General features: G+C 73.5%; 24 protein-coding genes. 13 read left to right on the top strand and 11 right to left on the bottom strand.

Annotation, left to right across the window (positions count from 1 at the left end):
* The 3 genes from AB0O09_RS06970 (at position 1) to AB0O09_RS06960 (ending at position 3,421) form a co-directional block, all read left to right on the top strand.
* On the top strand, positions 1 to 1,740 hold the full coding sequence (locus AB0O09_RS06970; protein WP_363540538.1) for a cytochrome c biogenesis protein ResB: 1,740 nt from the start codon (positions 1 to 3) through the stop codon (positions 1,738 to 1,740).
* A gap of 3 nt (positions 1,741 to 1,743) precedes the next feature.
* Positions 1,744 to 2,877 (top strand): c-type cytochrome biogenesis protein CcsB, encoded by a 1,134-nt coding sequence (ccsB, locus tag AB0O09_RS06965; RefSeq protein ID WP_363540537.1) that lies wholly within the window; start codon positions 1,744 to 1,746, stop codon positions 2,875 to 2,877.
* Between the two features lie 139 nt (positions 2,878 to 3,016).
* Complete coding sequence (locus AB0O09_RS06960; RefSeq protein ID WP_344621376.1) at positions 3,017 to 3,421, top strand: hypothetical protein; 405 nt, start codon at positions 3,017 to 3,019, stop codon at positions 3,419 to 3,421.
* Between the two features lie 56 nt (positions 3,422 to 3,477).
* Here the strand turns inward: AB0O09_RS06960 and AB0O09_RS06955 are convergent, their stop codons facing one another.
* The 3 genes from AB0O09_RS06955 to AB0O09_RS06945 all read right to left on the bottom strand — a co-directional run bounded on the left by AB0O09_RS06955 (position 3,478) and on the right by AB0O09_RS06945 (position 6,146).
* The gene (locus AB0O09_RS06955; protein WP_363540536.1) at positions 3,478 to 3,684 is read right to left on the bottom strand and encodes an acyl-CoA carboxylase epsilon subunit; all 207 of its coding nucleotides are present in this window, start codon (positions 3,682 to 3,684) and stop codon (positions 3,478 to 3,480) included.
* 58 nt (positions 3,685 to 3,742) lie between these two features.
* Positions 3,743 to 5,344 carry an acyl-CoA carboxylase subunit beta gene (locus AB0O09_RS06950; protein WP_363540535.1) on the bottom strand — a complete coding sequence of 534 codons (1,602 nt, stop codon included), beginning with the start codon at positions 5,342 to 5,344 and terminating at the stop codon, positions 3,743 to 3,745.
* Positions 5,345 to 5,732: 388 nt separating this feature from the next.
* Positions 5,733 to 6,146 carry a PLD nuclease N-terminal domain-containing protein gene (locus tag AB0O09_RS06945; RefSeq protein WP_363540534.1) on the bottom strand — a complete coding sequence of 138 codons (414 nt, stop codon included), beginning with the start codon at positions 6,144 to 6,146 and terminating at the stop codon, positions 5,733 to 5,735.
* A 78-nt stretch (positions 6,147 to 6,224) separates the two neighbouring features.
* Between AB0O09_RS06945 and AB0O09_RS06940 the strand changes: the two genes are divergently transcribed.
* Positions 6,225 to 7,682 carry a menaquinone biosynthesis decarboxylase gene (locus tag AB0O09_RS06940; RefSeq protein ID WP_363540533.1) on the top strand — a complete coding sequence of 486 codons (1,458 nt, stop codon included), beginning with the start codon at positions 6,225 to 6,227 and terminating at the stop codon, positions 7,680 to 7,682.
* Complete coding sequence (gene mqnP, locus AB0O09_RS06935; RefSeq protein WP_363540532.1) at positions 7,679 to 8,578, top strand: menaquinone biosynthesis prenyltransferase MqnP; 900 nt, start codon at positions 7,679 to 7,681, stop codon at positions 8,576 to 8,578. The genes AB0O09_RS06940 and mqnP overlap by 4 nt, the downstream gene beginning before the upstream one ends.
* 44 nt (positions 8,579 to 8,622) lie before the next feature.
* Here the strand turns inward: mqnP and AB0O09_RS06930 are convergent, their stop codons facing one another.
* The 6 genes from AB0O09_RS06930 to AB0O09_RS06905 form a co-directional block, all read right to left on the bottom strand.
* Positions 8,623 to 11,304 carry a fumarate reductase/succinate dehydrogenase flavoprotein subunit gene (locus AB0O09_RS06930; RefSeq protein WP_363540531.1) on the bottom strand — a complete coding sequence of 894 codons (2,682 nt, stop codon included), beginning with the start codon at positions 11,302 to 11,304 and terminating at the stop codon, positions 8,623 to 8,625.
* A 66-nt stretch (positions 11,305 to 11,370) separates the two neighbouring features.
* Entirely contained in the window at positions 11,371 to 12,096 is a 726-nt protein-coding gene (locus AB0O09_RS06925; RefSeq protein ID WP_363540530.1) for an ABC transporter ATP-binding protein, read from the bottom strand.
* Positions 12,093 to 12,944: an ABC transporter permease gene (locus tag AB0O09_RS06920; RefSeq protein WP_363540573.1), complete on the bottom strand. Its 852-nt coding sequence runs from the start codon at positions 12,942 to 12,944 to the stop codon at positions 12,093 to 12,095. Before AB0O09_RS06920 ends, AB0O09_RS06925 begins: the two co-directional genes overlap by 4 nt.
* An 8-nt stretch (positions 12,945 to 12,952) precedes the next feature.
* Entirely contained in the window at positions 12,953 to 14,344 is a 1,392-nt protein-coding gene (locus tag AB0O09_RS06915) for an ABC transporter substrate-binding protein (RefSeq protein WP_363540529.1), read from the bottom strand.
* Between the two features lie 14 nt (positions 14,345 to 14,358).
* On the bottom strand, positions 14,359 to 14,586 hold the full coding sequence (locus AB0O09_RS06910; protein ID WP_363540528.1) for a ferredoxin family protein: 228 nt from the start codon (positions 14,584 to 14,586) through the stop codon (positions 14,359 to 14,361).
* An 11-nt stretch (positions 14,587 to 14,597) separates the two neighbouring features.
* Positions 14,598 to 15,350: a GntR family transcriptional regulator gene (locus tag AB0O09_RS06905; protein WP_363540527.1), complete on the bottom strand. Its 753-nt coding sequence runs from the start codon at positions 15,348 to 15,350 to the stop codon at positions 14,598 to 14,600.
* A gap of 261 nt (positions 15,351 to 15,611) precedes the next feature.
* Here AB0O09_RS06905 and AB0O09_RS06900 point away from each other — a divergent pair, with 261 nt between their 5' ends.
* Together AB0O09_RS06900 and AB0O09_RS06895 are read left to right on the top strand one after the other, a co-directional pair.
* A complete protein-coding gene (locus AB0O09_RS06900) occupies positions 15,612 to 15,995 on the top strand; it encodes a VOC family protein (protein WP_363540526.1) in 384 nt (127 codons plus the stop codon).
* An 88-nt stretch (positions 15,996 to 16,083) separates the two neighbouring features.
* Complete coding sequence (locus AB0O09_RS06895) at positions 16,084 to 17,031, top strand: glycoside hydrolase domain-containing protein (protein WP_363540525.1); 948 nt, start codon at positions 16,084 to 16,086, stop codon at positions 17,029 to 17,031.
* A gap of 28 nt (positions 17,032 to 17,059) precedes the next feature.
* Here AB0O09_RS06895 and AB0O09_RS06890 read toward each other — a convergent pair whose 3' ends face one another.
* Positions 17,060 to 17,776 (bottom strand): MOSC N-terminal beta barrel domain-containing protein, encoded by a 717-nt coding sequence (locus AB0O09_RS06890; RefSeq protein ID WP_363540524.1) that lies wholly within the window; start codon positions 17,774 to 17,776, stop codon positions 17,060 to 17,062.
* A 53-nt stretch (positions 17,777 to 17,829) separates the two neighbouring features.
* Positions 17,830 to 18,570: a cyclase family protein gene (locus tag AB0O09_RS06885; RefSeq protein WP_363540523.1), complete on the bottom strand. Its 741-nt coding sequence runs from the start codon at positions 18,568 to 18,570 to the stop codon at positions 17,830 to 17,832.
* An 89-nt stretch (positions 18,571 to 18,659) separates the two neighbouring features.
* On the opposite strand from AB0O09_RS06885, the gene AB0O09_RS06880 reads away from it, so the two are divergent.
* From AB0O09_RS06880 to AB0O09_RS06855, 6 genes are all read left to right on the top strand, one after another.
* A complete protein-coding gene (locus tag AB0O09_RS06880; RefSeq protein ID WP_344621385.1) occupies positions 18,660 to 19,301 on the top strand; it encodes a UbiX family flavin prenyltransferase in 642 nt (213 codons plus the stop codon).
* 119 nt (positions 19,302 to 19,420) lie between these two features.
* A complete protein-coding gene (locus AB0O09_RS06875) occupies positions 19,421 to 19,882 on the top strand; it encodes an Lrp/AsnC family transcriptional regulator (RefSeq protein ID WP_344621386.1) in 462 nt (153 codons plus the stop codon).
* A gap of 27 nt (positions 19,883 to 19,909) precedes the next feature.
* Positions 19,910 to 20,872, top strand: a complete 963-nt coding sequence (locus AB0O09_RS06870) for a threonine/serine dehydratase (protein ID WP_363540522.1) — start codon at positions 19,910 to 19,912, stop codon at positions 20,870 to 20,872.
* 165 nt (positions 20,873 to 21,037) lie between these two features.
* Positions 21,038 to 22,201: an aminofutalosine synthase MqnE gene (gene mqnE / locus AB0O09_RS06865; protein WP_363540521.1), complete on the top strand. Its 1,164-nt coding sequence runs from the start codon at positions 21,038 to 21,040 to the stop codon at positions 22,199 to 22,201.
* Positions 22,202 to 22,437: 236 nt separating this feature from the next.
* Positions 22,438 to 23,373, top strand: coding sequence for a hypothetical protein (locus AB0O09_RS06860; protein WP_363540520.1), 936 nt, complete (start codon positions 22,438 to 22,440; stop codon positions 23,371 to 23,373).
* 104 nt (positions 23,374 to 23,477) lie between these two features.
* Positions 23,478 to 24,422, top strand: a complete 945-nt coding sequence (locus tag AB0O09_RS06855) for a beta-ketoacyl-ACP synthase III (RefSeq protein WP_344621390.1) — start codon at positions 23,478 to 23,480, stop codon at positions 24,420 to 24,422.
* Positions 24,423 to 24,487: the final 65 nt, after the last annotated feature.

Below are 24,487 nucleotides of genomic sequence, written 5' to 3'. Positions count from 1 at the left end.
GTGAGCGACACCAGGACCGTGACCACCGACGGCGGCGAGGCCGACGTCGAGCGCCTCAGCACCGCCCCCGAGGAGGCGGAGGCCCCGGTCGGCATCGGCGTGCTCGGCTGGGTCCGCTGGACGTGGCGCCAGCTCACCTCGATGCGGGTCGCGCTGATCCTGCTCTTCCTGCTCTCGCTGGCGGCGATCCCCGGCTCGCTGATCCCGCAGAACAGCCAGAACGCCTTCAAGGTGCAGACCTGGAAGGCCGCCCACCGGGGCATCACCCCGCTCTACGAGAAGCTCCAGCTGTTCGACGTCTACAGCTCGGTCTGGTTCTCGGCGATCTACATCCTGCTGTTCGTCTCGCTGGCCGGCTGCATCGTCCCGCGCACCTGGCAGTTCGTCGGCGTGCTGCGCGCCCGGCCGCCGGCCGCCCCGCGCAACCTGACCCGGATGCCGGTCTACGCCGCCTGGCGGACCGACGCCGACCCCGAGGCGGTCAACGCGGCCGCGCACCGGCTGCTGCGCAAGCGTCGCTTCCGGGCCACCTCCGCCGGCGGCGCGGTCGCCGCGGAGAAGGGCTACCTGCGCGAGGTCGGCAACCTGCTCTTCCACTTCTCGCTGTTCGCCCTGCTCGCGGGCTTCGCCTGGGCCAGCCTGGGCAGCGGCCAGGGCGGCAAGCTGATGATCGAGGGCCAGGGGTTCGCCAACACCACCACCCAGTACGACGACTTCACCGGCTCCGCCTTCTACACCGTCGACGACCTGGACGCCTTCGGCTTCAAGCTGGACGGCTTCACCGCCCGCTACCAGACCTCCGGCGAGCAGATCGGCAGCGCCCGCCAGTTCACCGCGCACATCCGGTACTGGACGGGCACCGACGACAAGAAGCTGACCAAGGGCGACATCGAGGTCAACCACCCGCTGGAGATCGGCAGCTCCAAGGTCTTCCTGATCGGCCACGGCTACGCGCCGGTCGTCACCGTGAAGAACGCCAAGGGCGAGGTCGTCTACAAGGGCCCCACGCCCTTCCTGCCGCAGGACAGCAACCTCACCTCCACCGGCGTGATCAAGGTCAGCGACTACGGCAAGAAGGACGGCAAGGACGTCGACCTGGGCTTCAACGGGTACTTCCTGCCGACCGCGCCGGTGAACTTCGAGAAGACCGGCCCGATCTCGCTCTTCCCGGACGCCGCCGAGCCGATGCTGGTGCTCACCGCCTTCGCCGGCGACCTCGGCACCGACTCCGGTTTGCCGCAGAACGTCTACCAGCTCGACACCGGCCACATGACCCAGCTGAAGCAGGACGGCGACATCGCCCGCGTCAAGCTCAAGCCCGGCCAGGGCTGGGAGCTGCCGGACGGCTACGGCACCGTCACCTTCGACGGCTACCAGCAGTGGGCCAGCTTCAACGTCTCCCACCGCCCGGGCAACGCGGTCGCGCTCGCCGGCGCGGTCTGCGCGATCCTCGGCCTGATCGGCTCGCTGTTCGTGCAGCGCCGCCGGATCTGGGTCCGCGCCACCGCCTCCCCGGACGGCAGCACGCTGGTCGAGCTGGCCGGCCTCGCCCGCAGCGAGTCCGCCCGCACGGCCGAGGAGCTCGCCGAGTTCGCCGTCGACCTCCAGGACGACGCCCCGGCCCTCGACGAGCCCGACCCGGACACCGCGACGGACGGACCCGACCCCGCGACGGACGGGCCGGAGCCCGCCGCCGTCCCCGCACCGGCAACCCCCGCAGACCCGGACTCCAAGGAGTAGACGGTGAATCTCGCCTCGGTCGACCCTCATCTGGCCGACCTCTCCAACAAGCTGATCTACTCGGCGATGGCCGTGTACACCCTGGCGATGTTCGCCCACCTCTTCGAGTGGACGTTCGGCAGCAAGGGCGCGATCGCCGTCCGCTCCGCCGAGCAGTCCGGCGGGCTGGCCGCGACCCTGGCCGCCGAGGAGTCCAAGTCCGCCGCCCGCAAGGTCACCGTCACGGTGGCCACCGCGGACGGGGGCACCACCACGCTCACCCGCACCGCCCTCGCCGACGCCGGCGCCACCGTGGTCACCAGCGGCCGCGGCGACGGCTCGGCGGCCGACGGCCCCGGCGCCGCGGGCACCAGCGAGCGGGGCGACCTGGCGGGCCGGATCGCCGTCTCGCTGACCGTCCTCGGCGTCCTGCTGCACGCCGGCGGCGTGCTCACCCGCGGCCTGTCGGTGATGCGCTGGCCGTGGGGCAACATGTACGAGTTCTCCTGCGCCTTCGGGCTCACCATGATGCTCGCCTACCTGGGCCTGCTGGTGGCCGGCAAGAAGGTCCGCTGGCTGGGCCTGCCGGTGGTGCTGGCCGTGCTGCTGACCCTGGGCGTCGCCGTCTCGGTGCTCTACACCGACTCCGAGCAGCTCGTCCCGGCGCTGCACTCGTACTGGCTGGGCATCCACGTCTCCACCGCGATCATCTGCGGCGGCGCGCTGTACGCGGCCTTCGTGGCCACCGTGCTGTACCTCGGCAAGGACTCGTACGAGCGCCGGGTCGAGGCCGGCCTGCCCGGCGGCCCGCTGCGCATCCCGGTCTCGGTCTGGGAGCGGCTGCCCGCCGCGTCGACCCTCGACAAGCTCTCGTACCGGATCAACGCCCTGGTCTTCCCGCTCTGGACGTTCACCATCATCGCCGGCGCGATCTGGGCCGAGGCGGCCTGGGGCAAGTACTGGGAGTGGGACCCGAAGGAGACCTGGTCCTTCATCACCTGGGTCGCCTACGCCGCGTACCTGCACGCCCGGGCCACCGCGGGGTGGAGGGGCCGAAAGGCGGCCTATCTGGCCCTGTTGGCGTTCGCCTGCTGGCTGTTCAACTACTACGGCGTCAACATCTTCGTCACCGGCAAGCACTCGTACGCCGGCGTCTGAGAGGCCGCCCGCACGCCCGAGGGCGGCGGCCGGCCACCTGCCGCCGCCCCGGGTGGTGCCGTTCCACCGAAGAAACCGTGAGGGATCGCCCGTCCGGTCGTTGACCAGGACGTCCAGTCAGCCGCGAGGAGGGGCCGCCATGGAGAGCGACGAGGTCATGCTGACCGTCCGGATCACCGCTGCGGAGAGAGCACTGCTCCGCCGGCTGGCCCAGGGCCATCGCAGCGACGTCTCCGAGGTCGTCGCGGACGGTCTCCTGGACATCCTGCCGACCCTGCACTGCGCCCAGGACGCCTACCGCCTGGTGGCCGCCCTGCGGGCGCCCGCGCCGTGCGCGCAGACCGTCTGGCTGCCGACCGACCTGGCCGACCTGCTCGGCCCGGCGGCGGGCCGGATCGCCCAGACCACCGGGGTGCGCCTCGGCTCCTCGTGCATCGTGCTCGGGGCCGCCGTCCGGCTCTGGCTGGGCCAGGACCCGCAGCTGCTCGCCGAGCACCTGTCGACCATGCACGAGGGCCGTCCGGCCGCCCTCGCAGCCGCGTAGCGCGTCGGTGAACGAACCGGGCCCCGCACGGTGACCGTGCGGGGCCCGGGTGCGTGTCAGGCGGCCTGCTGCCAGCTGACCGGCGAGTAGTACGCCGGGCGGCGCTCCAGGCGCTGCCAGCTGGCGATCGGCTCGACCGTCGGGGCGGCGGCCTGCTGGGCGGTGGCGGCCCGGGCGAGCAGCACCGCGGTCAGGGCGGCCAGCTCCTCGGCGTTCAGCGAGCCGCGGACGATGCGGACAAGGGGTTCGGCGGAAGCGCTCATGGTCCTTGTTTCTCCCCCATGGTGAAGTCTGACGGGTTCCGATCGGCGTAAGAACCGGTTACATCGGAGGGTTGCCGTGCTTGCGGCTCGGCAGGTCGGCGTGCTTGGTGCGGAGCATGGCGAGCGAGGCGGCGAGCACCTGGCGGGTCTCCGCGGGGTCGATGACGTCGTCCACGAGGCCGCGCTCGGCCGCGTAGTACGGGTGCATCAGCTCGCTCTTGTACTCCTTGATCTTCTGGGCCCGCATCGCCTCCGGGTCCTCGGCCGCGGCGATGTCGCGGCGGAAGATCACGTTGGCGGCGCCCTCGGCGCCCATCACGGCGATCTCGTTGGTCGGCCAGGCGAACGACAGGTCCGCGCCGATGGAGCGGGAGTCCATGACGATGTAGGCGCCGCCGTAGGCCTTGCGCAGGATCAGCGAGATCCGCGGCACGGTGGCGTTGCAGTAGGCGTAGAGCAGCTTCGCGCCGTGCCGGATGATGCCGCCGTGCTCCTGGTCGACACCGGGCAGGAAGCCGGGGACGTCGAGCAGGGTGACGATCGGGATGTTGAAGGCGTCGCACATCTGGACGAAGCGCGCGGCCTTCTCGGAGGCGTTGATGTCGAGCACGCCGGCCAGCGACTGCGGCTGGTTGGCGATCAGGCCGACCACGTGCCCGTCGATCCGGGCCAGGGCCACGATGACGTTGGTCGCCCAGCGCTCGTGGACCTCCAGGTACTCGCCGTGGTCGACGACCTCCTCGATGACCTTGCGCATGTCGTACGGGCGGTTGCCGTCCGCGGGCACCAGGTCGAGCAGGCTCTCGTTGCGGCGCTCCACCGGGTCGTCGGTGGAGCTGGCCGGCGGCATCTCGCGGTTGTTCTGCGGCAGCAGCGAGAGGAGGTAGCGGACCTCCTCGATGCAGGACTGCTCGTCGTCGTAGACGAAGTGCGAGACGCCGGAGACCGAGGAGTGCACGTCGGCGCCGCCGAGGCCGTTCTGGGTGATCTTCTCGCCGGTCACGGCCTGGACGACGTCCGGGCCGGTGATGAACATCTGCGAGGTCTCCCGGACCATGAACACGAAGTCCGTGAGCGCGGGGGAGTAGGCGGCGCCGCCGGCGCAGGGGCCGAGCATGACCGAGATCTGCGGGATCACGCCCGAGGCCTTGGTGTTGCGCTGGAAGATGCCGCCGTAGCCGGCGAGGGCGGTGACGCCCTCCTGGATGCGGGCGCCGGCGCCGTCGTTCAGCGACACCAGCGGCGCACCGGCCGCGATGGCCATGTCCATGATCTTGTGGATCTTCTGCGCGTGGGCCTCGCCCAGCGCGCCGCCGAAGATCCGGAAGTCGTGCGCGTAGACGAAGACCGTCCGGCCGTGCACGGTGCCCCAGCCGACCACCACACCGTCGGTGTGCGGCTTCTTCGCCTCCAGGCCGAAGCCCTGGGCGCGGTGCCGGCGCAGCGGCTCCACCTCGTGGAAGGAGCCCTCGTCGAGCAGCAGGTCGATCCGCTCGCGGGCGGTCAGCTTGCCCTTGGCGTGCTGGGCCTCGGTGGCCTTCTCGCTGGGACCCCGCCGGACCTGCTCCCGGAGCTCGTGCAGCTCGGCCACCCGCCCGCGCGCGTCGGCCGGGATCGCGGGGATCTCTCCGCCGACCGGCGCATCGTGCAGAACCGTCATCTCGAACCACTCCAAGTGTGAGGGAACTGTCCCGGCAGGCGGCCTGCGGTACGCGGCTGCTGCTCCGGCGAACACTTCTTCACCTACGACACTACGAGGGAGGGCCGCCGCCGCTCGGCGTCGATTCCGTACAAGGTCGGGCCCCAGAAGCTGTACAGGGCACACAGTGGGGCACACCGCGCCGACCGTCCCGCAGGGTGCGGCCGGGGGGTCCGCGGGGCCCGTCACAGGGGGTGGCCGGACCCCCGATCGTCCAGGTCAGGACGGGTGTCGGGGAGCGTTCGCGCACGGCTCGCCCCCGGTCCGCGGGGCGGGCCTGGGGCGTGCGGTTCCTACGGCGCGCGGCGGCCGTCGGGCTCCCGGATGGTAGGGAAGCGCCAAATTCGGTTCAGCCGCGCGGATCGTCCTCCGGCTCGTCCTTTCGGCGCAGTTCCTCCTCGCGCCGGCGGAGGTCGGACTCCCACTGCTTGAGCATGTCCTCGTGCCGCGCGTTGTCCTTCTTCAACGAGGCCAGGAACTCCGGGTTGTCGTCCGGGGCCACGTAGCGCTCCGCGGGCCGCTCGTACTCGGGGAAGCCCGCCGTGGCGCCGGCCGGCCAGGGCACGGCCCGGCCGCGGGACCGCGCGCGGTTGCGCCCGGCCACCAGCCAGGCGACCGACCCCACCAGCGGGAAGAGCAGCACGATGATCACCCAGGCGACCTTGGGGAGGTAGCGGACCTCCTCCTCCGGCGTGGTCAGGCAGTCGATGAACGCCCACACCCAGAGCGCGAGCAGAAGCAGCGGCGGCACAACTCTCAACACGGCGTCGGTCTCCCCCGGAACGGCGAACAGGGCCCCTCTTGGCGGGGCCAGGGTAACCGGTGTCGGATACTGACAGGCATGGCATACGACGATCTCCGCTCCTTCCTCCGCGCCCTGGAGCGCGAGGGCGACCTCAAGCGGATCAAGACCGAAGTGGACCCGTACCTGGAGATCGGGGAGATCGTCGACCGGGTGCAGAAGGCCAAGGGCCCGGCGCTGCTCTTCGAGAACGTCAAGGGCGCGTCCATGCCGCTGGCGATGAACGTCTTCGGCACCGAGCGCCGGCTCGCCAAGGCCCTCGGCCTGAAGTCCCCCGACGACATCTCGGAGAAGATCGCCGGCCTGCTCCGGCCCGAGCTGCCGCAGGGCTTCACCGGCTTCCGGGACGCCTTCGGCAAGCTCGCCTCGATGGCCCACGTGCCGCCGAAGAACGTGAAGACCACCGACGCGCCCGTCCACGAGGTCGTCCTCACCGGCGACGACGTCGACCTGGAGCAGCTGCCCGCCCTCTTCACCTGGCCGCTGGACGGCGGCTCCTTCTTCAACCTGGGCCTCACCCACACCAAGGACCCGGACACCGGCGTCCGCAACCTCGGCCTGTACCGCCTGCAGCGGCACGACCGGCGCACCATCGGCATGCACTGGCAGATCCACAAGGACAGCCGCAACCACGCCGCCGTCGCCGCCAAGCGCGGCGAGCGGCTGCCGGTCGCGATCGCCTTCGGCTGCCCGCCCGCCGTCACCTACGCCGCGACCGCGCCGCTGCCCGGCGACATCGACGAGTACCTGTTCGCCGGCTTCGTGCAGGGCGAGCGGGTGAAGATGGTCGACTGCAAGACCGTCCCGCTGCAGGTGCCCGCCGACGCCGAGGTGGTGCTGGAGGGCTGGCTGGAGCCCGGCGAGATGCTCCCCGAGGGCCCGTTCGGCGACCACACCGGCTTCTACACGCCGCAGGAGCCCTTCCCGGCGCTCACCATCGACTGCGTCACGATGCGCCGCCGCCCGCTGCTGCAGTCCATCGTGGTCGGCCGGCCGCCGACCGAGGACGGGCCGCTCGGCAAGTTCACCGAGCGCTTCTTCCTGCCGCTGCTGAAGATCATCATCCCGGACATCGTCGACTACGACCTGCCCGAGGCCGGCGGCTTCCACAACTGCGTGATCGTCTCGATCGACAAGAAGTACCCGAAGCACGCCCAGAAGGTCATGCACGCCATCTGGGGCGCCCACATGATGTCGCTCACCAAGCTGATCGTCGTGGTGGACGCCGACTGCGACGTGCACGACTACCAGGAGGTCGCCTGGCGGGCGCTCGGCAACGTCGACTACAGCCGCGACCTGACCGTCGTCGAGGGCCCGGTCGACCACCTCGACCACGCCTCCTACCAGCAGTTCTGGGGCGGCAAGGCCGGCATCGACGCCACCCGCAAGCTGCCCGAGGAGGGCTACACCCGCGACGGCGGCTGGCCCGAGATGGTCGCCTCCGACCCGGAGACCGCCGCCCTCGTCACCAAGCGCTGGAAGGAGTACGGACTGTGACCACGGCCGCCTTCGAGGTCCCGCCCGGCAAGGTCAAGTCCTTCCTGCGGCTGGTGATGATCGAGCACTCGGTGTTCGCGCTGCCCTTCGCGTACATCGCCGCGCTCACCGCGATGTTCCTCGCCGACGGCCGGGTGCACTGGGGCGAACTCTTCGTCGTCACCGTCTGCATGGTCGGCCTGCGGACCTTCGCGATGGCCGCCAACCGGATCATCGACCGCGAGATCGACGCCCGGAACCCGCGCACCGCCGGCCGCGAACTCGTCACCGGCGCGGTGTCGCTGCGCACCGCCTACGTCGGCTCCGCCGTCGCCCTCGTCGTCTTCCTCGGCGCGGCCGCCCTGCTCAACCCGCTCTGCCTGGCGCTCGCCCCCGTCGCCGTCGTGCCGATGGTCGTCTACCCGTACGGCAAGCGGTTCACCGACTTCCCGCACGCCATCCTCGGCCTCGCCCAGGCCGCCGGCCCGATCGGCGCCTGGCTGGCCGTCACCGGTACCTGGTCCTGGGACGCCGTGGTGCTCGGCCTCGCCGTCGGCGTCTGGATCGGCGGCTTCGACCTGATCTTCGGATGCCAGGACGTCGCCGCGGACCGCGCCGAGGGCGTCCGCTCGGTGCCGGCCCGGTACGGGATCGCGGCGGCGCTGTACGGCGCCCGCGCCTGCCACGCCGTCACCGTCGCGCTGCTCGCCTGGTACGCCGTCCTCACCGACGCCGGCCCCGCCTTCTGGGTCGGCCTCGCGGTGGTCGTCGGCGCCTTCCTCTACGAGCACAGCATCGTCAAGCCCGGCGACCTCTCCCGCCTCAACCGGGCCTTCTTCACCACGAACGGCTTCGTCGGCATCTCCCTCTTCGGCTTCGCCCTGCTCGACCTGGTCCTCCGGGGCCTGACCGTCTGACAGGGCGGCCCCGATGTCGCTCCGCCGTCCCGGTGAGGGCGCCCCTACGTGCCGGGAGCGTTCCGAAGGGCCAGGCGGGTGTAGGCGCGGACGTCGGCGTCCGGGTCGGCGAGGCGCTCGCGGAGGGCCGACCCGACGGCGGGTTCGGCGGCTGTCGGGGTGAGGGCGCGGACGGCCGCCTTGCGGACGTCCGCGTTCCCGTCGGCCAGCAGGGCGAGCAGCGGTGCCGTCCGCCCGGCGGCGGCGAGGGCCCCGGCGGCGGCCTTGCGGACCTGCCAGGCCGGGTCGGCGGCGGCGGCCAGCCCGGCGAGGGCCGGCGGGCAGCCGATCCCGGCAGCTCCGTCGAGGGCCGCGGCCCGCACCAGCGGATCGCCGTCCCGGGCCAGCCGCAGCAGCGCCCCCTCGGCCATCGGGTCGCCGATCGTCCCCAGGCCCTCGCCGACGGCCACCCGGACCTCCCGGGCCGGGTCCGCGGCGACACCGACCAGGGCCGACGCGGCGTTCAGCGAGACGAGTCCCCGGACGGCCTGCAGCCGCACGGGAACCTCCTCGTCGGCCGCCCCGGCGGCGAACAGGGCGCGCGAGCCCGTCCGCAGCACCCGGGAGAGCTCCAGCACCCCGGACCGGACGACGGGGTCCGCCGAGGCGGCCGCGGAGGCCAGGGCGGGGCCGAGCGCGGGGTCGAGCACGTCGGCGAGCTCCCGCAGGCCGGCCACGGCGGCGGCCCGGACGCGTCCGTCGGGGTCGTGGAGGGCAGCGGCCAGGGCCCGGCCCGTCCCTTCGCCGGCGTGCTCGGTGAGGACGGTGACGGCGGTGCGCCGCACGTCGGCGGAGCCGTCCCGGAGGTAGGGCGCGAGGGCCGCGGGGTCGGGCCCGTCCTCGGCGAGCCGGAGCAGGTCGAGCAGCCGGGGCGAGGCGGCGGCCGGGCCCGGGGAGGCCGGTGCCGCCGAGGCGCCGGTGGTGGTCCCGGTGCGGCCGACGACGAGCGGGTGGACCTCGCCGATCAGTTCGCTCTCACCGCCCGGCGGCTCCAGCCCCTCCACCGGGACGAGGTAGGGCGCGACCGGCCGGGTGAGGAACTCCATCGCGCCGTCGGCGTTCTTCCGCAGGTCGAGGTGGCGGAACCAGCGCCGGTCGTCCCGCCCGGGGTGGTCGGTGCGTTCGTGGTAGAGCCCCCAGCGGCTCTCCTCGCGGGCGAGCGAGGAGCGGGCGGCCATCTCGGCGCAGTCCCGGATGAAGTCGACCTCGACCGCCCGCATCAGCTCGTGCGGGGTGCGGGCGCCCATGGCGGCGATCTCGCCGCGCATCCGCTCGAAGTGCTCCAGGGCGACGGAGAGCCGTGCGCCGGTCTTCGGCGGGGCGACGTAGTCGTTGACGAAGCGGCGCAGCTTGTACTCGACCTGGGGCTGCGGCGGGCCGTCCGGGTTCCGCAGCGGGCGGTAGACCAGCTCGTGGGCGGCCTTCAGCTGGTCCTCGGGGAGTTCGGCCCGTTCGGCCGGCAGGTGGGCGGCGGCGTGGGTGCCGGCGAGGTCGCCGAAGACGAAGGCGCCGATCATGTAGTTGTGCGGGACGCAGGCGAGGTCGCCGGCCGCGTACAGGCCGGGCACGGTGGTGGCGGCGTTCTCGTCCACCCGGACCCCGGCGGCCGAGTGCCCGCCGCACAGGCCGATCTCGGAGATGTGCATCTCCACGTCGTGGGTGCGGTAGTCGTGGCCGCGTCCGGCGTGGAAGGTGCCGCGGCTGGGACGCTCGGTGGTGTGCAGGATGCCTTCCAGGGCCCGGACGGTTTCCTCCGGCAGATGGGTTGTGCGCAGGTAGACCGGGCCGCGGTCGGAGGCCAGTTCGGCGGCGAACTCGGACATCATCTGCCCGGACCAGTAGTCGGAGTCGACGAAGCGCTCGCCGTGCCGGTTGACCTGGTACCCGCCGAAGGGGTTGGCCACGTAGGCGCAGGCCGGGCCGTTGTAGTCCTTGATCAGCGGGTTGATCTGGAAGCACTCGATGCCGCTGAGTTCGGCGCCGGCGTGGTAGGCCATGGCGTAGCCGTCGCCCGCGTTGGTCGGGTTCTCGTAGGTGCCGTACAGGTAGCCGCTGGCGGGCAGGCCGAGCCGTCCGCAGGGCCCGGTGGCAAGGACGACCGCGCCCGCCCGGACGGCGACGAACTCCCCGCTGCGGGTGTCGAAGGCGGCGGCGCCGACCGCCCGGCCGCCGGAGGTGAGCACCCGGACGGGCATCACCCGGTTCTCGATCGTGATCCGCTCCCGCATGTGCTTCTGCCGCAGCACCCGGTAGAGCACCTTCTTGACGTCCTTGCCCTCCGGCATCGGCAGCACGTAGCTGCCGGAGCGGTGCACCTGGCGGACCTGGTACTCGCCGTACTCGTCCTTCTCGAACTTCACGCCGTACCGCTCCAGGCGCTGCACCATGGCGAAGCCACGGGTCGCGGTCTGCCGGACGGTGCGTTGGTCGACGATGCCGTCGTTGGCCAGGGTGATCTCGGCGACGTAGTCGTCCGGGTCGGCGCGGCCGGGGACGACGGCGTTGTTGACGCCGTCCATGCCCATGGCGAGGGCGCCGGAGTGCCGGACGTGCGCCTTCTCCAGCAGCAGCACGTCCGCGCCGGCCTCGGCGGCACTGATCGCGGCCATGGTGCCGGCGGTCCCGCCGCCGACGACCAGCACGTCGCACTCCAGCAGCCGCGCATCCGCGAGGTCGGGGATCTCCATCGGTTCTCCTTTCGATCGCCCCGGGTGGTCGGTCCGGGGCACCCGTGCGGTCGTGGCGGCCGCGTCCTACAGCGCGGCGAGGATCCGCTCGCGCAGGGCGAGCACCGCGGTGTCGGTGCGGCGCGCACCGTCCCGCGGGTACGGCACCTCGTGGACGGCGGCCACGGTGCCGCCGCCGAGGACGGCGATCCGGTCGCCGAGGAGCAGGGCCTCGTCGACGTCGTGGGTGACGAAGACGACGGTGCAGCGCTGCCGTTCCCACACGGCGAGCAGGAGCCGCTGCATGGCGGCGCGGGTCTGGGCGTCGAGCGCCCCGAACGGCTCGTCCATCAGGACGGCCCGCGGCTCGCCGACCAGGGCCCGGGCCAGCTGGACGCGCTGCCGCTGCCCGCCGGAGAGCTCCCGCGGCAGCCGGTCGGCGAGGCCGTCCAGCCCGACGCGGCCGATCCATTCGGCGGCGGGCGCGCCGCGCAGGGACCGCGGCACCCTGCGGACGGCGAGGGGCAGTTCGACGTTGCGCCGCACCGTCCGCCAGGGCAGCAGGCCGTCGTCCTGGAAGACCAGGGCGCGGTCGGCGCCCGGGCCGAGGACGGGCTCGCCGTCGGCGAGCAGTTCGCCGGCGTCGGGCCGCAGCAGCCCGGCGAGCGCCCGCAGCAGGGTGGACTTGCCGCCGCCGGACGGGCCGACGACGGTGAGCACCTCGCCGGGGCCGACGTCGAGGTCGACGCCGTGCAGCACCGGGTGGCCCGGGTGGCCGAGGCCGAGGTTCCGGGCGGTCAGCCGGAGGGTCATCCCCGGCCTCCTCTCGGGTCGTCGCCGCCGGCACGCGGCGGCAGCCAGGCGGTCAGCCGGCGGCCGGTCAGCTCGACGGCACCGGAGGTGAGCCACCCGAGCAGGCCGATGGTGGCCATCCCGACGAAGACGCCGGGGTAGTCGAGCACCGTGTAGGCCTGCCAGGTGCGGTAGCCGACCCCGTACTGCCCGGAGACCATCTCGGCGGAGATCACGCAGATCCAGGACACCCCGATGCCGACCGACAGGCCGCCGACCACGCCCGGCAGGGCGCCCGGCAGCACCACCGAGGCCAACACCCGGGCGCGGCCGCCGCCCATGGTCCGCACGGCCTCCTCCCAGCGCGGCGGAACGGCGCGCACGGCGTGCCGGGTGGACACCGTGATCGGGAAGAACGCGGCGGTGCAGGTGATGAAGACGATGCCCTGCTCGTTCTCCGGGAAGAGCATGATCGCGACCGGTACGAGGGCGATCGCCGGGATCGGCCGGATCAGTTCCAGCACCGGTCCGAGCAGGTCGGCGGCCCACCGCGAACGGGCGGTGAGCACGCCGACCGCGGTGCCGAGGACGGCGGCGAGCAGGAAGCCGAGGCCGATCCGCCGCAGGCTGTCCGCGAGGTCCTGCCAGTACTGACCGGTGCCGAGCTGCCGGCCGAAGGCCTGCCCGACCTGCAGGGCCGTCGGCAGGTGGTCGAAGCGCACCCACAGCTGCACCTGGTGGGACGTCAACAGCTGCCACAGCCCGACGAAGCCGAGCAGGGCGGCCGCCCGCACGGCGCGGCGTCCGGCCTGCCGGGGGAGCGGCCGGGCGGTGCCCCCGCGGGCGGTCGCGGGCGGCGCGGGCCGCACCGCGGTGCTCACGCCGCCGCCAGGGCTTCGTCCCAGCCCACGGCGCGGGCGCCGGGGTGGGCGGCGAGGTAGGCGGCGGAGCCGTCCTCGGTGGTGAAGGGCAGCAGGGCGGCGCCGTCCTGCACCCAGTGGTCCCGGTCGGCGAACCAGCGGGTGCCGGTGGCGGCGTCCGGCACGTAGGCGGCGCGGAGCTTCTTCCCGGCGGCGGCCGCCGCCTTCACGGCGCGCAGCAGGCAGACCGGGCCGGCGGCCGGCCGGGTGGTCTCCTCGCCCTGGAGCCAGAGCTCGCCGGCCTGCCGCGGGTCGGTGACCGGTCGGCCGCAGACCGGGTCGGTGCCGGTGATCCGGGCGGGGGCGGTCTCCGGCAGGGCGGCGGCCGCCAGGTAGGACGGGTCGACGAACCTCTCGACGTCGAGGGCCTTGAGCACGCCCACCGACTTCAGGAAGGGCACGTCCTGGCGGAGTGCGTCGACCAGCTCGGGCCGCAGCGGGGTGGCGAAGGTCGCGATCCCGTTCGGGCCGTTGTAGAGGTGGACGACCTCGGCCGGCAGTCCGGTCGCCCCGGCGACGGTGCGGCTGGCCTCCAGCGGGTGCGCGTTGAGGTACGCGGTGGCGTCGGCCTGGGCGGTCAGGAAGGCCCGGACGACCTCCGGGTGCGCGGCGCCGTACTTCTGCCGGACCACCACGCCGTGCAGGGTGGGGCGGCCGAGCGCGGCGCCGTCGTACAGCAGGCGGCCGTCGCCGGCGAAGACCACCGCGCCGGGCCAGGCGACGAACTGGGCGAGCGCGTCCACGCTGCCGGCCTTCAGCGCGGAGGCGCCGACGGCCGGCTGCTGGTTCTGCTTCTGGATCGCACCGTCGGGGACGCCGGCCTTCCGCAGCGCCTGGACGAGGGTGCCGTCGGCGGCCGAGCCGACCGAGGTGGAGACCCGCTTGCCCTTGAGATCGGCCAGCGTGTGCGCGGGCGAGCCGTTCGGCACCACGACGCCGTTGAGCGCGCCGAGCGGGTTGTAGCCGGTGATCGAGACCAGCCGGGTGCCGGGACCGCCGGCCTCCTGCGCGCGGGAGCCGTTGATCAGCAGCGGGTAGTCGCCCATCGAACCGATGTCGATCTTGTCCGCGAGCATCTGCGCGGTGATCGGCGCGCCGGAGTCGTAGTCCTGCCAGACGACCTCGTAGCTCTTCCCGTCCTTCTTCCCCTGCTCGGCCAGCCGCTGCTCGAACCAGCCCCGGGCGCGCAGCAGGGTGCCCGCGGTGACGGTGTTGATGGTCTTCGACTGGTAGCCGACGACGACCTGCACGGTGCCGTCGCCGGTGGCGGAGGCGGAGGAACAGGCGGTCGCGGCGGCGAACAGGGCGGCGGCCAGCAGCGGCCGGGTGACGCGTCCTGGGCGGGGCATGGCGGGCTCTCTCCTCAGCGCAGCAGGTAGGGCATGTTGACGGTGACGGCCCCGGTGGGGCAGCGGGCGGCGCACGGGCCGCAGTACCAGCACTCGTCGACGTGCATGTAGGCCTTGTGGGTGTCCGGGTCGACGGCCAGCGAGTCCAGCGGGCACATCTCGACGCAGAGCGTGCAGCCGTCGATGCAGAGCGAGGCGTCGATCGTCACGGGCACGTCGGAACGGTGGTCGGCGAGCGCCATCGGCGGGCTCCCTACGGGATGTCGCGCAGCAGCCGGCCCTGCATGGTGAGCCGGTCGCCGCGGAAGCGGACGTATTCGAGGTCGACGGGACGCCCGTCGGCGAGCGTGGTGAGCCGCTCCAGCATCAGCAGGGCGGCTCCGCGCGGGACTTCCAGGACGCTCGCGGAGTGCGCGTCGGCGCTGACCGCCTCCAGGGTGATCTCGGCGCTGCCGAGCGGTTGCCCGGCGGCCTCCTCGATCAGCCGGAAGACGTCGGTGTGCGCCAGGTCGGCGGCGTCCAGCCCGGCACCGAGGTCCGGCACCAGATAGGTCAGGTCGAGCGAGAGCGGCAGCCCGTTCAGCCGGCGCAGCCGCTCGACGTAGACGACGTCGGCGCCCTCCGGCAGGCCGAGCCGCCGGGCGACCGGACCCGGCGCCCGGACGGGGCCGAGGGAGCGGACCTCGTTCACCACCTCGCCGTGCTCGTGCAGCGTCTCGGCGAGGCCCTGCAGCCGGTTCAGGCCGTGCGGCACCTTGTCGGCGAGCACCAGCGTCCCCGACCCGGGCACCCGGCGGACGAGCCCCTCGGTGCGCAGCAGGTCCAGCGCCTCCCGGACGGTGTTCCGGGACTCGCCGAACTCCTCGGCCAGCCGTTCCTCGTGGGGCAGCGCACCGCCGGTGAACACACCGGCCAGCACCTGGCGCCGTAGCACGTCCGCGACCTGCCGGGCACGGTCGGCGCGCGGCCGCCGCACACCGGGGCGGACGGTGTTCTCGCTGGTCATCGCTGCTGCTCCGGGGTCGGGGTGGTGGTACGGCCGGGGTCGGCCACGACCATAGGGCCGCCCCGATGGCGTCCGGGTTGCCGCAGCATTACGCCACCTGACGGACCGTCGGTGACCGCCGCGACCTGCGATGACGGTGCCGCGCCCGGGCGAAGTGCCACCGCGCCCGCCGCGCCCGCCGCGCGCTCCGGGCGCCGCGGGCAGTGGCGGGGGACCATGGAGGACGGCAGGAGCCGCCGCTATCCCGAGGAGTGGTCACCGATGATCGGCAAGCTGCAGTGCGTCGTCCTGGACTGCCACTACCCGGCCGGGCTGGCCCACTTCTACGCGGCCGTGCTCGGCGGCGAGATCGACCGCCCCGACCCGCGCTGGTCGCTGGACGCCGAGTGGTCGACCGTCCACACCCCCGACGGCATGGTGCTGGGCTTCCAGCGGGTCGACGACTACCGTCCGCCGATGTGGCCGGACCCGGCCCACCCGCAGCAGCTGCACCTGGACGTCGACGTCGAGGACCTCGACGTCGCCGAGGAGAAGGTGCTGGCGCTCGGCGCGGTGCGCAAGGCCGCCGAGCCCGGCTGGCGGGTGTACGTGGACCCGGCGGGCCACCCGTTCTGCCTGGTCGGTCCGGGCGGCGGCGCGGCCTGAGCGGCGCCTGAGCGGCCCTGCCGCGGCGCCCCGCGGCGGCGGGTGATAGGTCTTCGTGCCACCTGTCGTCCGTCCCGGAGGGGCCCGCGTGCCGAAGGAACGATCCCCGCGCCGCCGTACCGCCGCGCTGTCCGTCGCGGCCGTGGCCGTGCTCGGCGGTGCGGCGCTGACCGCCCGGGCCGGGGTCGTCGGACCGGCCGACCGGACGGCCGCGGCCGCCCCCGCCGGCGGGACCTCCGCGCCGCCGCCCGCACGGACCCCGCCCACCGCCTCCGCCGCGGCCCCGCCGGGGTCGGCCTCCGCCGCGGCCCCGACGGGTGACCCGGCGGTCTTCACCGGCCTCGCCTTCGACACCTGCACCGCCCCCGCACCGTCGGCGATGAACGCCTGGCACGGCACCTCGCCGTACGGCGCGGCGGCGGTCTACATCGGCGGCAGGAACCGCGGCTGCGCCCAGCCGCAGCTGACCTTGTCCTGGGTGGCCTCGGTGACGGCCACCGGCTGGCGGCTGATCCCGCTGTACGTCGGCGCGCAGCCGCCCTGCCGGAGCGGCAGCGACCCGGAGAAGCTCACCGCCGGCACGGCGGTCGACCTCGGGTCCGCGGACGGCGCGGACGCGGTGGCCGCGGCCGGGGCCCTCGGCATGAGGCCCGGCAGCACCCTCTACCTGGACGTGGAGTCCTACGACGCCGCCGACACCGCGTGCGCGGCGGCCGTCCTCGCGTACACCCGCTCCTTCGACCGGGCAGTGGAGGCGCGCGGCTACCGGCCGGGCTTCTACGGTTTCGCCGCCTCCGGTGCCGCGGGCATCGCCCGGGCGGCGGCGGACGGCGTCCCGGACCTGCCGACGGCGCTCTGGTACGCGGAGTACGACGACGTGGAGGACACCGTGACGGGCTTCCCCTTCGCCGCCGGGCTCTTCACCGGCCACCGCCGCGGCCACCAGTACCGGGTCGACCGGAGGGAGACCCACGGCGGTGTCACGCTGACCGTCGACCGCAACGCCTGGGACGCCCCGGTCGCCGTCGTCGGCTGAAGCGTGCCGCCGGCGGCGTACGGCCGCGCTACCCGGCGGTGAGGACCAACGGGTCGCCGACCCTCAGCCGGCCGGGGGAGACCACGGTGGCCAGGGCGTCCAGCCGGTTGTCGTGGCCGCGGGCGACGGCGCGGAGGATCTCCGGTGCGTGCGGCAGCCCGGGCTGCGGCGCGCCGACCATCGCGCACCGCTCGCTGGCCCGGACGAAGGCCAGCCGGACGCCGTCGCCGAACCGGCCCTCACGGCCGAACCAGCCGTCCTCGGTGAACGGCGGGGTGCCGGGCGGGGTGCGCAACAGGACGTTGGGGCGCAAGCGCCGTTCGTCGACGACGGCGTCCGGGACCTCGGCGCGCACCCAGTCCAGGGTGGCGGTGGTGAGCACCGAGACGGGCAGCTGGTCGAAGTGCGAGACGGCGTCCTCGCGGGCGAGCGCGACGTCCTCGCGCTCCAGGTAGGCGCGGAGGAAGGCGTCCGGGTCCTCGACCGGGCTGCCGAGCGGGTCGAGGAGCTCCGGGGCGTCGAGCCGGTGGCCGAGCCGGGAGGAGAGCCGCAGCAGGCCGTCCATCCGCCGGAAGCGGCGGGTGTTCTTGCCGGAACCGAACCTGCCGGAGCCGTCCCGCACCGCGTAGAGCCGGTCGCCGGCCAGGCCGCGCCCGTCCACCTCGACCGCGTCGAGGAGTTCGCCGCCGGTGGACTTCACCGGGTAGCGCCAGATGCGCTCCACGACACCGGAGATCTCTGCCATGGCGGGAGCCTATCCGGCCCTCCCGATCGTGGTCTAGACCTATTGGCGGACCGTCAGCCCACCCGCGCGACCGCCCGGACGGGCGCGCCGTCCGCCGCCGCCAGCCGCAGCGGGAACAGCGACACCTCCACCGGCGCACCCGCCTCCCGGGCCGCCAGCAGCGGGGTCAGGTCGGTGAGGTTCTCGGCGATCACCCCGCCGCCGTCCCGGCCCAGCAGCACCCGGTGCGCGGCCAGCGAGGGCTCCTGGCCCGCCGGGTCGTGCTCGTCCGCCAGCTCCGCGAGCAGCGCCGCCACCGCCGGATCGGCCGGTCCCTGCTCCGGCGTCGGGTCCACCGACAGCGCGTCCACCCCGACGGTGCGCACCCCCGCCGCCACGATCGCCTCCGCGGCCTCCCGGGACAGGTAGGGGTGCGCCAGGTACAGTTCGCTGCCCCAGTGCCGCGGCCAGCCGGTGGCCAGCAGCAGCACCGCGCCCGGCGTGCACTCGGCCAGCGCCGGGGCGAGCTGATCCGCCGTCACCGCGCTGCGCGGGGCCAGCCCGCGCAGGTCCGCGACCACCGCCGGGCCGGTGAACAGCTCCAGCGGCAGCCCGTCCAGCGTCGGCCAGGTCACGTCCACGTGGTACGGGGCGTCCACGTGCGTGCCCGCCTGCGAACCCAGGTGCAGCGCCAGCACGTTGACCCCGGCGGTGTCGGTGGTGAGGGCGGGCCGAAGCTCCACCTCCGGGTCGCCGGGGTAGACCGGCATGCCGGTGGTGAGCGGATGGGTGAGGTCGATCAGCGTCGGCGCCATGCCGTCCATCCTGCCCCGCCCGGCCCGCCCGGCGCAGCGCTCCCGGGCCACTGCCCCGCCCCCGGTGCCCCACGGCCTAGGGTCGGAGCATGAACGATTCGCAGGTGCGCAGGCCGTGGGTGGTGGGGGTGTCCGGCGCGTCCGGGACGCCGTACGCGGCGTCGGTGATCCGGGCGCTCCTCGCCGCCGGCGAGGCGGTCGACCTGGTGGTCTCCCGCGCCGCCCGGCTGACCATCCTCGACGAGACCGGCATCGCCTACCGGGACGCCCACTGGCGCGAGGACCTGGCCCGCTGGATCGGCACCGACGACCTCGACGGCGTCCGCCACTGGTCGGCCGGCGACTTCGCGGCCGGCCCGTCCTCCGGCTCCTACCCGGCCAAGGGCATGCTGGTCGTCCCGGCGACCACCGGCGCGGTGGCCGGCATCGCGCTCGGCCTCAGCAAGGACCTGCTGCAGCGGGCCGCCGCCGTCACCCTGAAGGAGCGTCGCCCGCTGGTGGTGTGCCTGCGCGAGACACCCCTCAATGGGGTGACGTTGAAGCACCTGGTCGAGCTGGACGCGCAGGGCGCCGTGGTGCTGCCCGCCTCGCCCGGCTTTTACGCGGGCGGCTCCACCGCCCGCGAACTGGTCGACTTCGTGGCCGGCCGGGTGCTCGACGCGGTCGGCGTGCCGCACGCGCTCTACCGCCGCTGGGACGGCGAACTGGGCGCTGCGGCCAAGGCAGAGTGAGACCGTGCGGATCGGGAGAGTATGTTCATTGCGATATCCGGGTTGACGGGCGTACGCCGCCTTCGAATCCGGATAATGATCTCGGGTCCGGTGAGGTTCGGAAGGGCGCTGGCAGGTATATGGACACAGTGGACAGACAGCTCATCCAGGCACTGCGGGAGAACGGCCGCGCCTCGTACGCGGAGCTCGGCCGACTGGTCGGCCTGTCGGGTCCGAGCGTCACCGACCGCATCAACCGGCTGGAGCAGGCCGGGGTGATCACCGGCTACCGCGCCACCGTCAACCCGGCGTCGCTGGGCTTCGGCGTGACCGCCCTGATCGGTCTTCAGCTCACCGACGCCGCCGACCACGAGGACGTCGCCCACCGCCTCAAGGACCTCTCCGAGGTCGAGGACTGCTGGTTCATCGCCGGCGACGACTCGTACATGCTCAAGGTGCGCGTCCCGGACGTGGAGGGGCTGGAATCGGTCGTCAAGCGGATCTCCGGCACCAAGGGCGTGGCCCGCACCCGTACGACCGTCGTACTGTCCACCAAGTGGGAGAGCCGGGTCAGCGACCTGCCGCTGGGCTCCGGCGAGTGACCCCGCGGACGACGGAGGAGTGACACGATGACGCTGGTCGGACTGGAGGAGCTGCGCGCCGCGCAGCAGCGGATCGCCGGGGTGGCCGTACGGACCCCCCTGCTGCCCTGCCCGTGGGCGGCGGACGGCGAGCGCCGCCTCTGGCTCAAGCCGGAGAGCCTCCAGCCGACCGGCGCGTTCAAGATCCGCGGCGCCTACAACCGGCTCGCGGCGCTGACCGCCGAGGAGCGGGCGCGCGGCGTGGTCGCCCAGTCCAGCGGCAACCACGCGCAGGCGGTCGCCTACGCGGCCGGCCTGCTCGGCATCAAGGCCGTCATCGTGATGCCGGACACCTCCCCGGCGGTGAAGGTCGAGAACACCCGCGGCTTCGGCGCCGAGGTCGTCCTCGTCCCGCCGCACGAGCGCGACACCCTGCCCGCCGAGCTGGTCGAGAAGCACGGCTACGTCTGGGTGCCCCCGTACGACGACCGCCACATCATCGCCGGCCAGGGCACCGTCGGCCTGGAGATCGCCGAGGACGCCCCCGACGAGCTGGACACCGTGCTGGTGCCGGTCAGCGGCGGCGGCCTGATCTCCGGCACCGCCGCCGCGCTCAAGCTCGCCTGCCCGGGCGTGCGGATCGTCGGCGTCGAACCCGAACTCGCCGCCGACGCGCAGGCCAGCCTGCGGGCCGGCGAGCACCTCGCCTGGCCGGTCGCCGACACCTACCGCACCGTCGCGGACGGCCTGCGTACCCCCTCGGTCGGCAAGCTCCCCTTCCGGCACCTGCAGGCGTACGTGGACGACATCGTCACCGTCACCGAGGACGAGATCCGCGACACCGTCGCCCTGCTGGCCCGCCGCGGCCGGCTGGTCGCCGAGCCGTCCGGCGCGGTCGCCCCCGCCGCCTGGTTCCACCGCGCCTCCGAGGTCGGCGGCCGGGTCGCCGCGGCCGTGGTCAGCGGCGGCAACCTCGACCCGGCCCTCCTCGGCGAGCTGCTCGCCCGCTGAGCGGTCCCCCAGGGGGCAGGACGCCCCTGGACCGATGTCCCCGCCCCCCGGACTGGTCGCCGCCGCGCCGCGGGCTTCCCGCGCCCCTGTGGCCGGGCCCCGCATACCGAGGCGTAGGCTCGGTTCCGGCATTGTTTCGGCAGGTACGAGAGGCGGGGTCACCGCATGGACGCAGGGCTGAAGCGCGAGCTGGAGGCGAAGGTCTACGCGGGCGAGCGGCTCACCCGCGAGGACGGCATCGCGCTCTACGAGAGCGACGACCTGGCCTGGCTGGGCGGTCTCGCCCACCACGTGCGGACGCAGAAGAACGGCGACGTCGTCCACTTCAACGTCAACCGCCACCTCAACATGACCAACGTGTGCAGCGCCTCCTGCGCGTACTGCTCCTTCCAGCGCAAGCCGGGCGAGAAGGACGCGTACACCATGCGCATCGAGGAGGCCGTCCGCCTGGCCAAGGCCATGGAGGTCGAGTCCCTCACCGAGCTGCACATCGTCAACGGCCTGCACCCGACGCTGCCCTGGCGCTACTACCCGCGCTCGCTGCGCGAGCTGAAGGCCGCGCTGCCGAACGTCTCGCTGAAGGCCTTCACCGCCACCGAGATCCACTGGTTCGAGAAGATCAGCGGCCTGACGGCGAGCGAGATCCTCGACGAACTGATCGACGCCGGTCTGGAGTCGCTCACCGGCGGCGGCGCGGAGATCTTCGACTGGGAGGTCCGTCAGCACATCGTGGACCACGCCACCCATTGGGAGGACTGGTCGCGGATCCACCGCCTGGCGCACGAGAAGGGTCTCAAGACCCCGTGCACCATGCTGTACGGCCACATCGAGGAGCCCCGGCACCGGGTCGACCACGTGCTGCGGCTGCGCGAGCTGCAGGACGAGACGGGCGGCTTCCAGGTCTTCATCCCGCTGCGCTACCAGCACGACTTCCACGACTCCAAGGACGGCGTCGTGCGCAACCGGCTGATGGACCGCACCGAGATGGCCACCGGGGCCGAGGCGCTGAAGACCTTCGCGGTCTCCCGGCTGCTCTTCGACAACGTCCAGCACGTCAAGGTGTTCTGGGTGATGCACGGCGTCACCACCGCGCAGCTGGCGCTCAGCCACGGCGCCGACGACATGGACGGCTCGGTCGTCGAGTACAAGATCACCCACGACGCGGACAACTTCGGCACGCCGAACAAGCTCGGCCGTGACGACCTGCTCGACCTGATCCGCGACGCGGGCTTCCGCCCGGTCGAGCGGAACACCCGCTACGAGGTCATCCGCGAGTACGACGGCCCGGACCCGTCCCGCCGGGAGACGCCGCAGGCGATGCGCCTCTGACACCCCGCCAGTCGCGGGCGGCCGTGCCGCGCCGCCGCACCGGGGCCCGTCGGCACCGCGCCGACGGGCCCCGGCGCGTGTCCGGCGCCCGCGCGCCCCGGCCGCGACAACACCCCTACGGGGTTTGTCCGATCGGCGCAGCCTTTCCACTGGCGCCCCGCCGACCGCGTATGCTCACAGGCTCACCACACGCCCCGGGTTTCGTCCAGGCCCGGGACTTTGGGAGGATCGTCCCCATGTCCGGTTCCCATCGCGCCACCAGCCACGTCCACCCGGCCGACGTGCCGGGTCCCCGCAGCAGTGCGGACGGTCAGGCACCACGGCCGCGCGGACACCGGCGGAAGGCCAAGCCGAAGCGCCGCGGCGGCAAGGCCCTGATGGGCGGTACGGCGGTGCTGCTGGCCGCCACGGCCGGCTGGTTCACGGTCGGCCAGGGCCGGTCCCTCCCCTCGTTCACCAGTGCCGGCGCGGCCGAGCGGCCCGAGGCCGACACCACGCACGCCGACATCGCCCCGCTGTCGGCCGGCGGCCACACCGAGGGCCCGTCCACCGCGGACCGCTCCGACCGCACCGACGGGACGGTCGCGGCGATCCCCGGTCTCGGCCCGTCCTTCCTCGCCAGGATCCCGGCCGAGACCAAGCAGGTCGTGGTCGCCTCCGGCAAGGACAAGGACTCCGCGGACACCGTCGTCACGCTCTGGACGCGCACCCCGGACGGCCGCTGGCGGGCCGGTCAGGCGTGGGCGGCCCACAACGGCTACAAGGGCTGGTCCGCGGAGAAGCGGTCCGGCGACCTGCACAGCCCGATCGGCGTCTTCGGCCTCACCGACGCCGGCGGCCGCAAGGCCGACCCGGGCAGCAAGCTGCCCTACGACAAGGACCCGAACTTCGTGGTCGGCGGCAAGGGCTTCAACGGCGAGCCGCTGGCCGGCTCCTTCGACTACGTGGTGGCGATCAACTACAACCGGGTGGCCGGCCGCTCCCCGCTGGACACCGCGTCGCCCGAGGGCAAGGCCAAGGGCGGCGGCGTCTGGCTGCACGTCGACCACGGCGGCCCCACGCACGCCTGCGTCTCGCTGCCCGAGGCGAACATGATCGAGCTGATCCGCGCCCTCGACCCGGCCGCCCACCCCGTCATCGCGATGGGCGACGCCGCGGCACTGGCCGTCTGACCCTGCGGTTTGCGGGGATTTGTCACCCTTCTACAGCCAAACTCCCCGGATACTGTTCCGGTGCGTCACCGGGCGACTGATGGGTAACCCGGTTGAGTTGATGTATGACCGCCTCCCGCATCGTGGCGCTCGGCCACTACCAGCCGCCCAAGGTCCTCACCAACGACGACCTGGCGAAGCTGGTCGACACCGACGACGAGTGGATCCGCTCCAGGGTGGGCATCCGCACCAGGCACATCGCGGTCGACGAGACGCTCGTCGACCTCGCCGCCGAGGCCGCGCAGAAGGCGCTCGCCGCGAGCGGGCGCCAGGCCCACGAGGTCGACCTCGTGGTGGTCGCCACCTGCACGGCGGTCGAGCGCAGCCCCAACACCGCCGCCGCGGTCGCCGCCCGGCTCGGCATCACCGCCCCGGCCGCGTACGACATCAACACCGTCTGCTCGGGCTTCTCGTACGCGCTGGCCACCGCCGACCACGCGCTGCGGGCCGGCGCGGCCACCCGGGCCCTGGTGATCGGCGCCGAGCGGATGTCCGACACCATCGACTGGACGGACCGCTCCACCTGCGTGATCTTCGGCGACGGGGCCGGCGCGGCGGTGGTGGAGGCCGTCCCCGACGAGCAGGCCGGCATCGGCCCGGTCGTGTGGGGCTCGGAGCCCGCGAAGGGCGACGCGGTGGTCATCACCGGCTGGGACCCGACCATCAGCCAGCAGGGCCAGGCGGTGTTCCGCTGGGCCACCACCCGGATCGCCCCGCTGGCCCGCGAGACCTGCCTCAAGGCCGGGCTGGACCCGTCGGAGCTGCGCGGCTTCGTCGCGCACCAGGCCAACCTGAGGATCATCGACGCCATCGCGGCCAAGCTCGGCACCGCCCCGGACGCGGTGATCGCCCGCGACGTGGTGGACTCCGGCAACACCTCGGCCGCCTCGATCCCGCTCGCCCTCAGCAAGCTCGTCGAGCGCGGGGAACTGCGCTCGGGCGACCCGGTGCTGCTGTTCGGCTTCGGCGGCGGTCTGGCGTACGCCGGCCAGGTGGTGCGCTGCCCGTAGCGCGCCGGGCGCGCGTCCGACCCGGACGGACAGCAGTGGGGCGCCGGAATCCGCGGATTCCGGCG

The organism is Kitasatospora sp. NPDC093679 (assembly GCF_040683455.1).
Classification (GTDB): Bacteria; Actinomycetota; Actinomycetes; order Streptomycetales; family Streptomycetaceae; genus Kitasatospora; species Kitasatospora arboriphila.
Note: the sequence above shows the minus strand (reverse complement) of the source record. Positions and strands in the feature narration are given on the sequence as shown.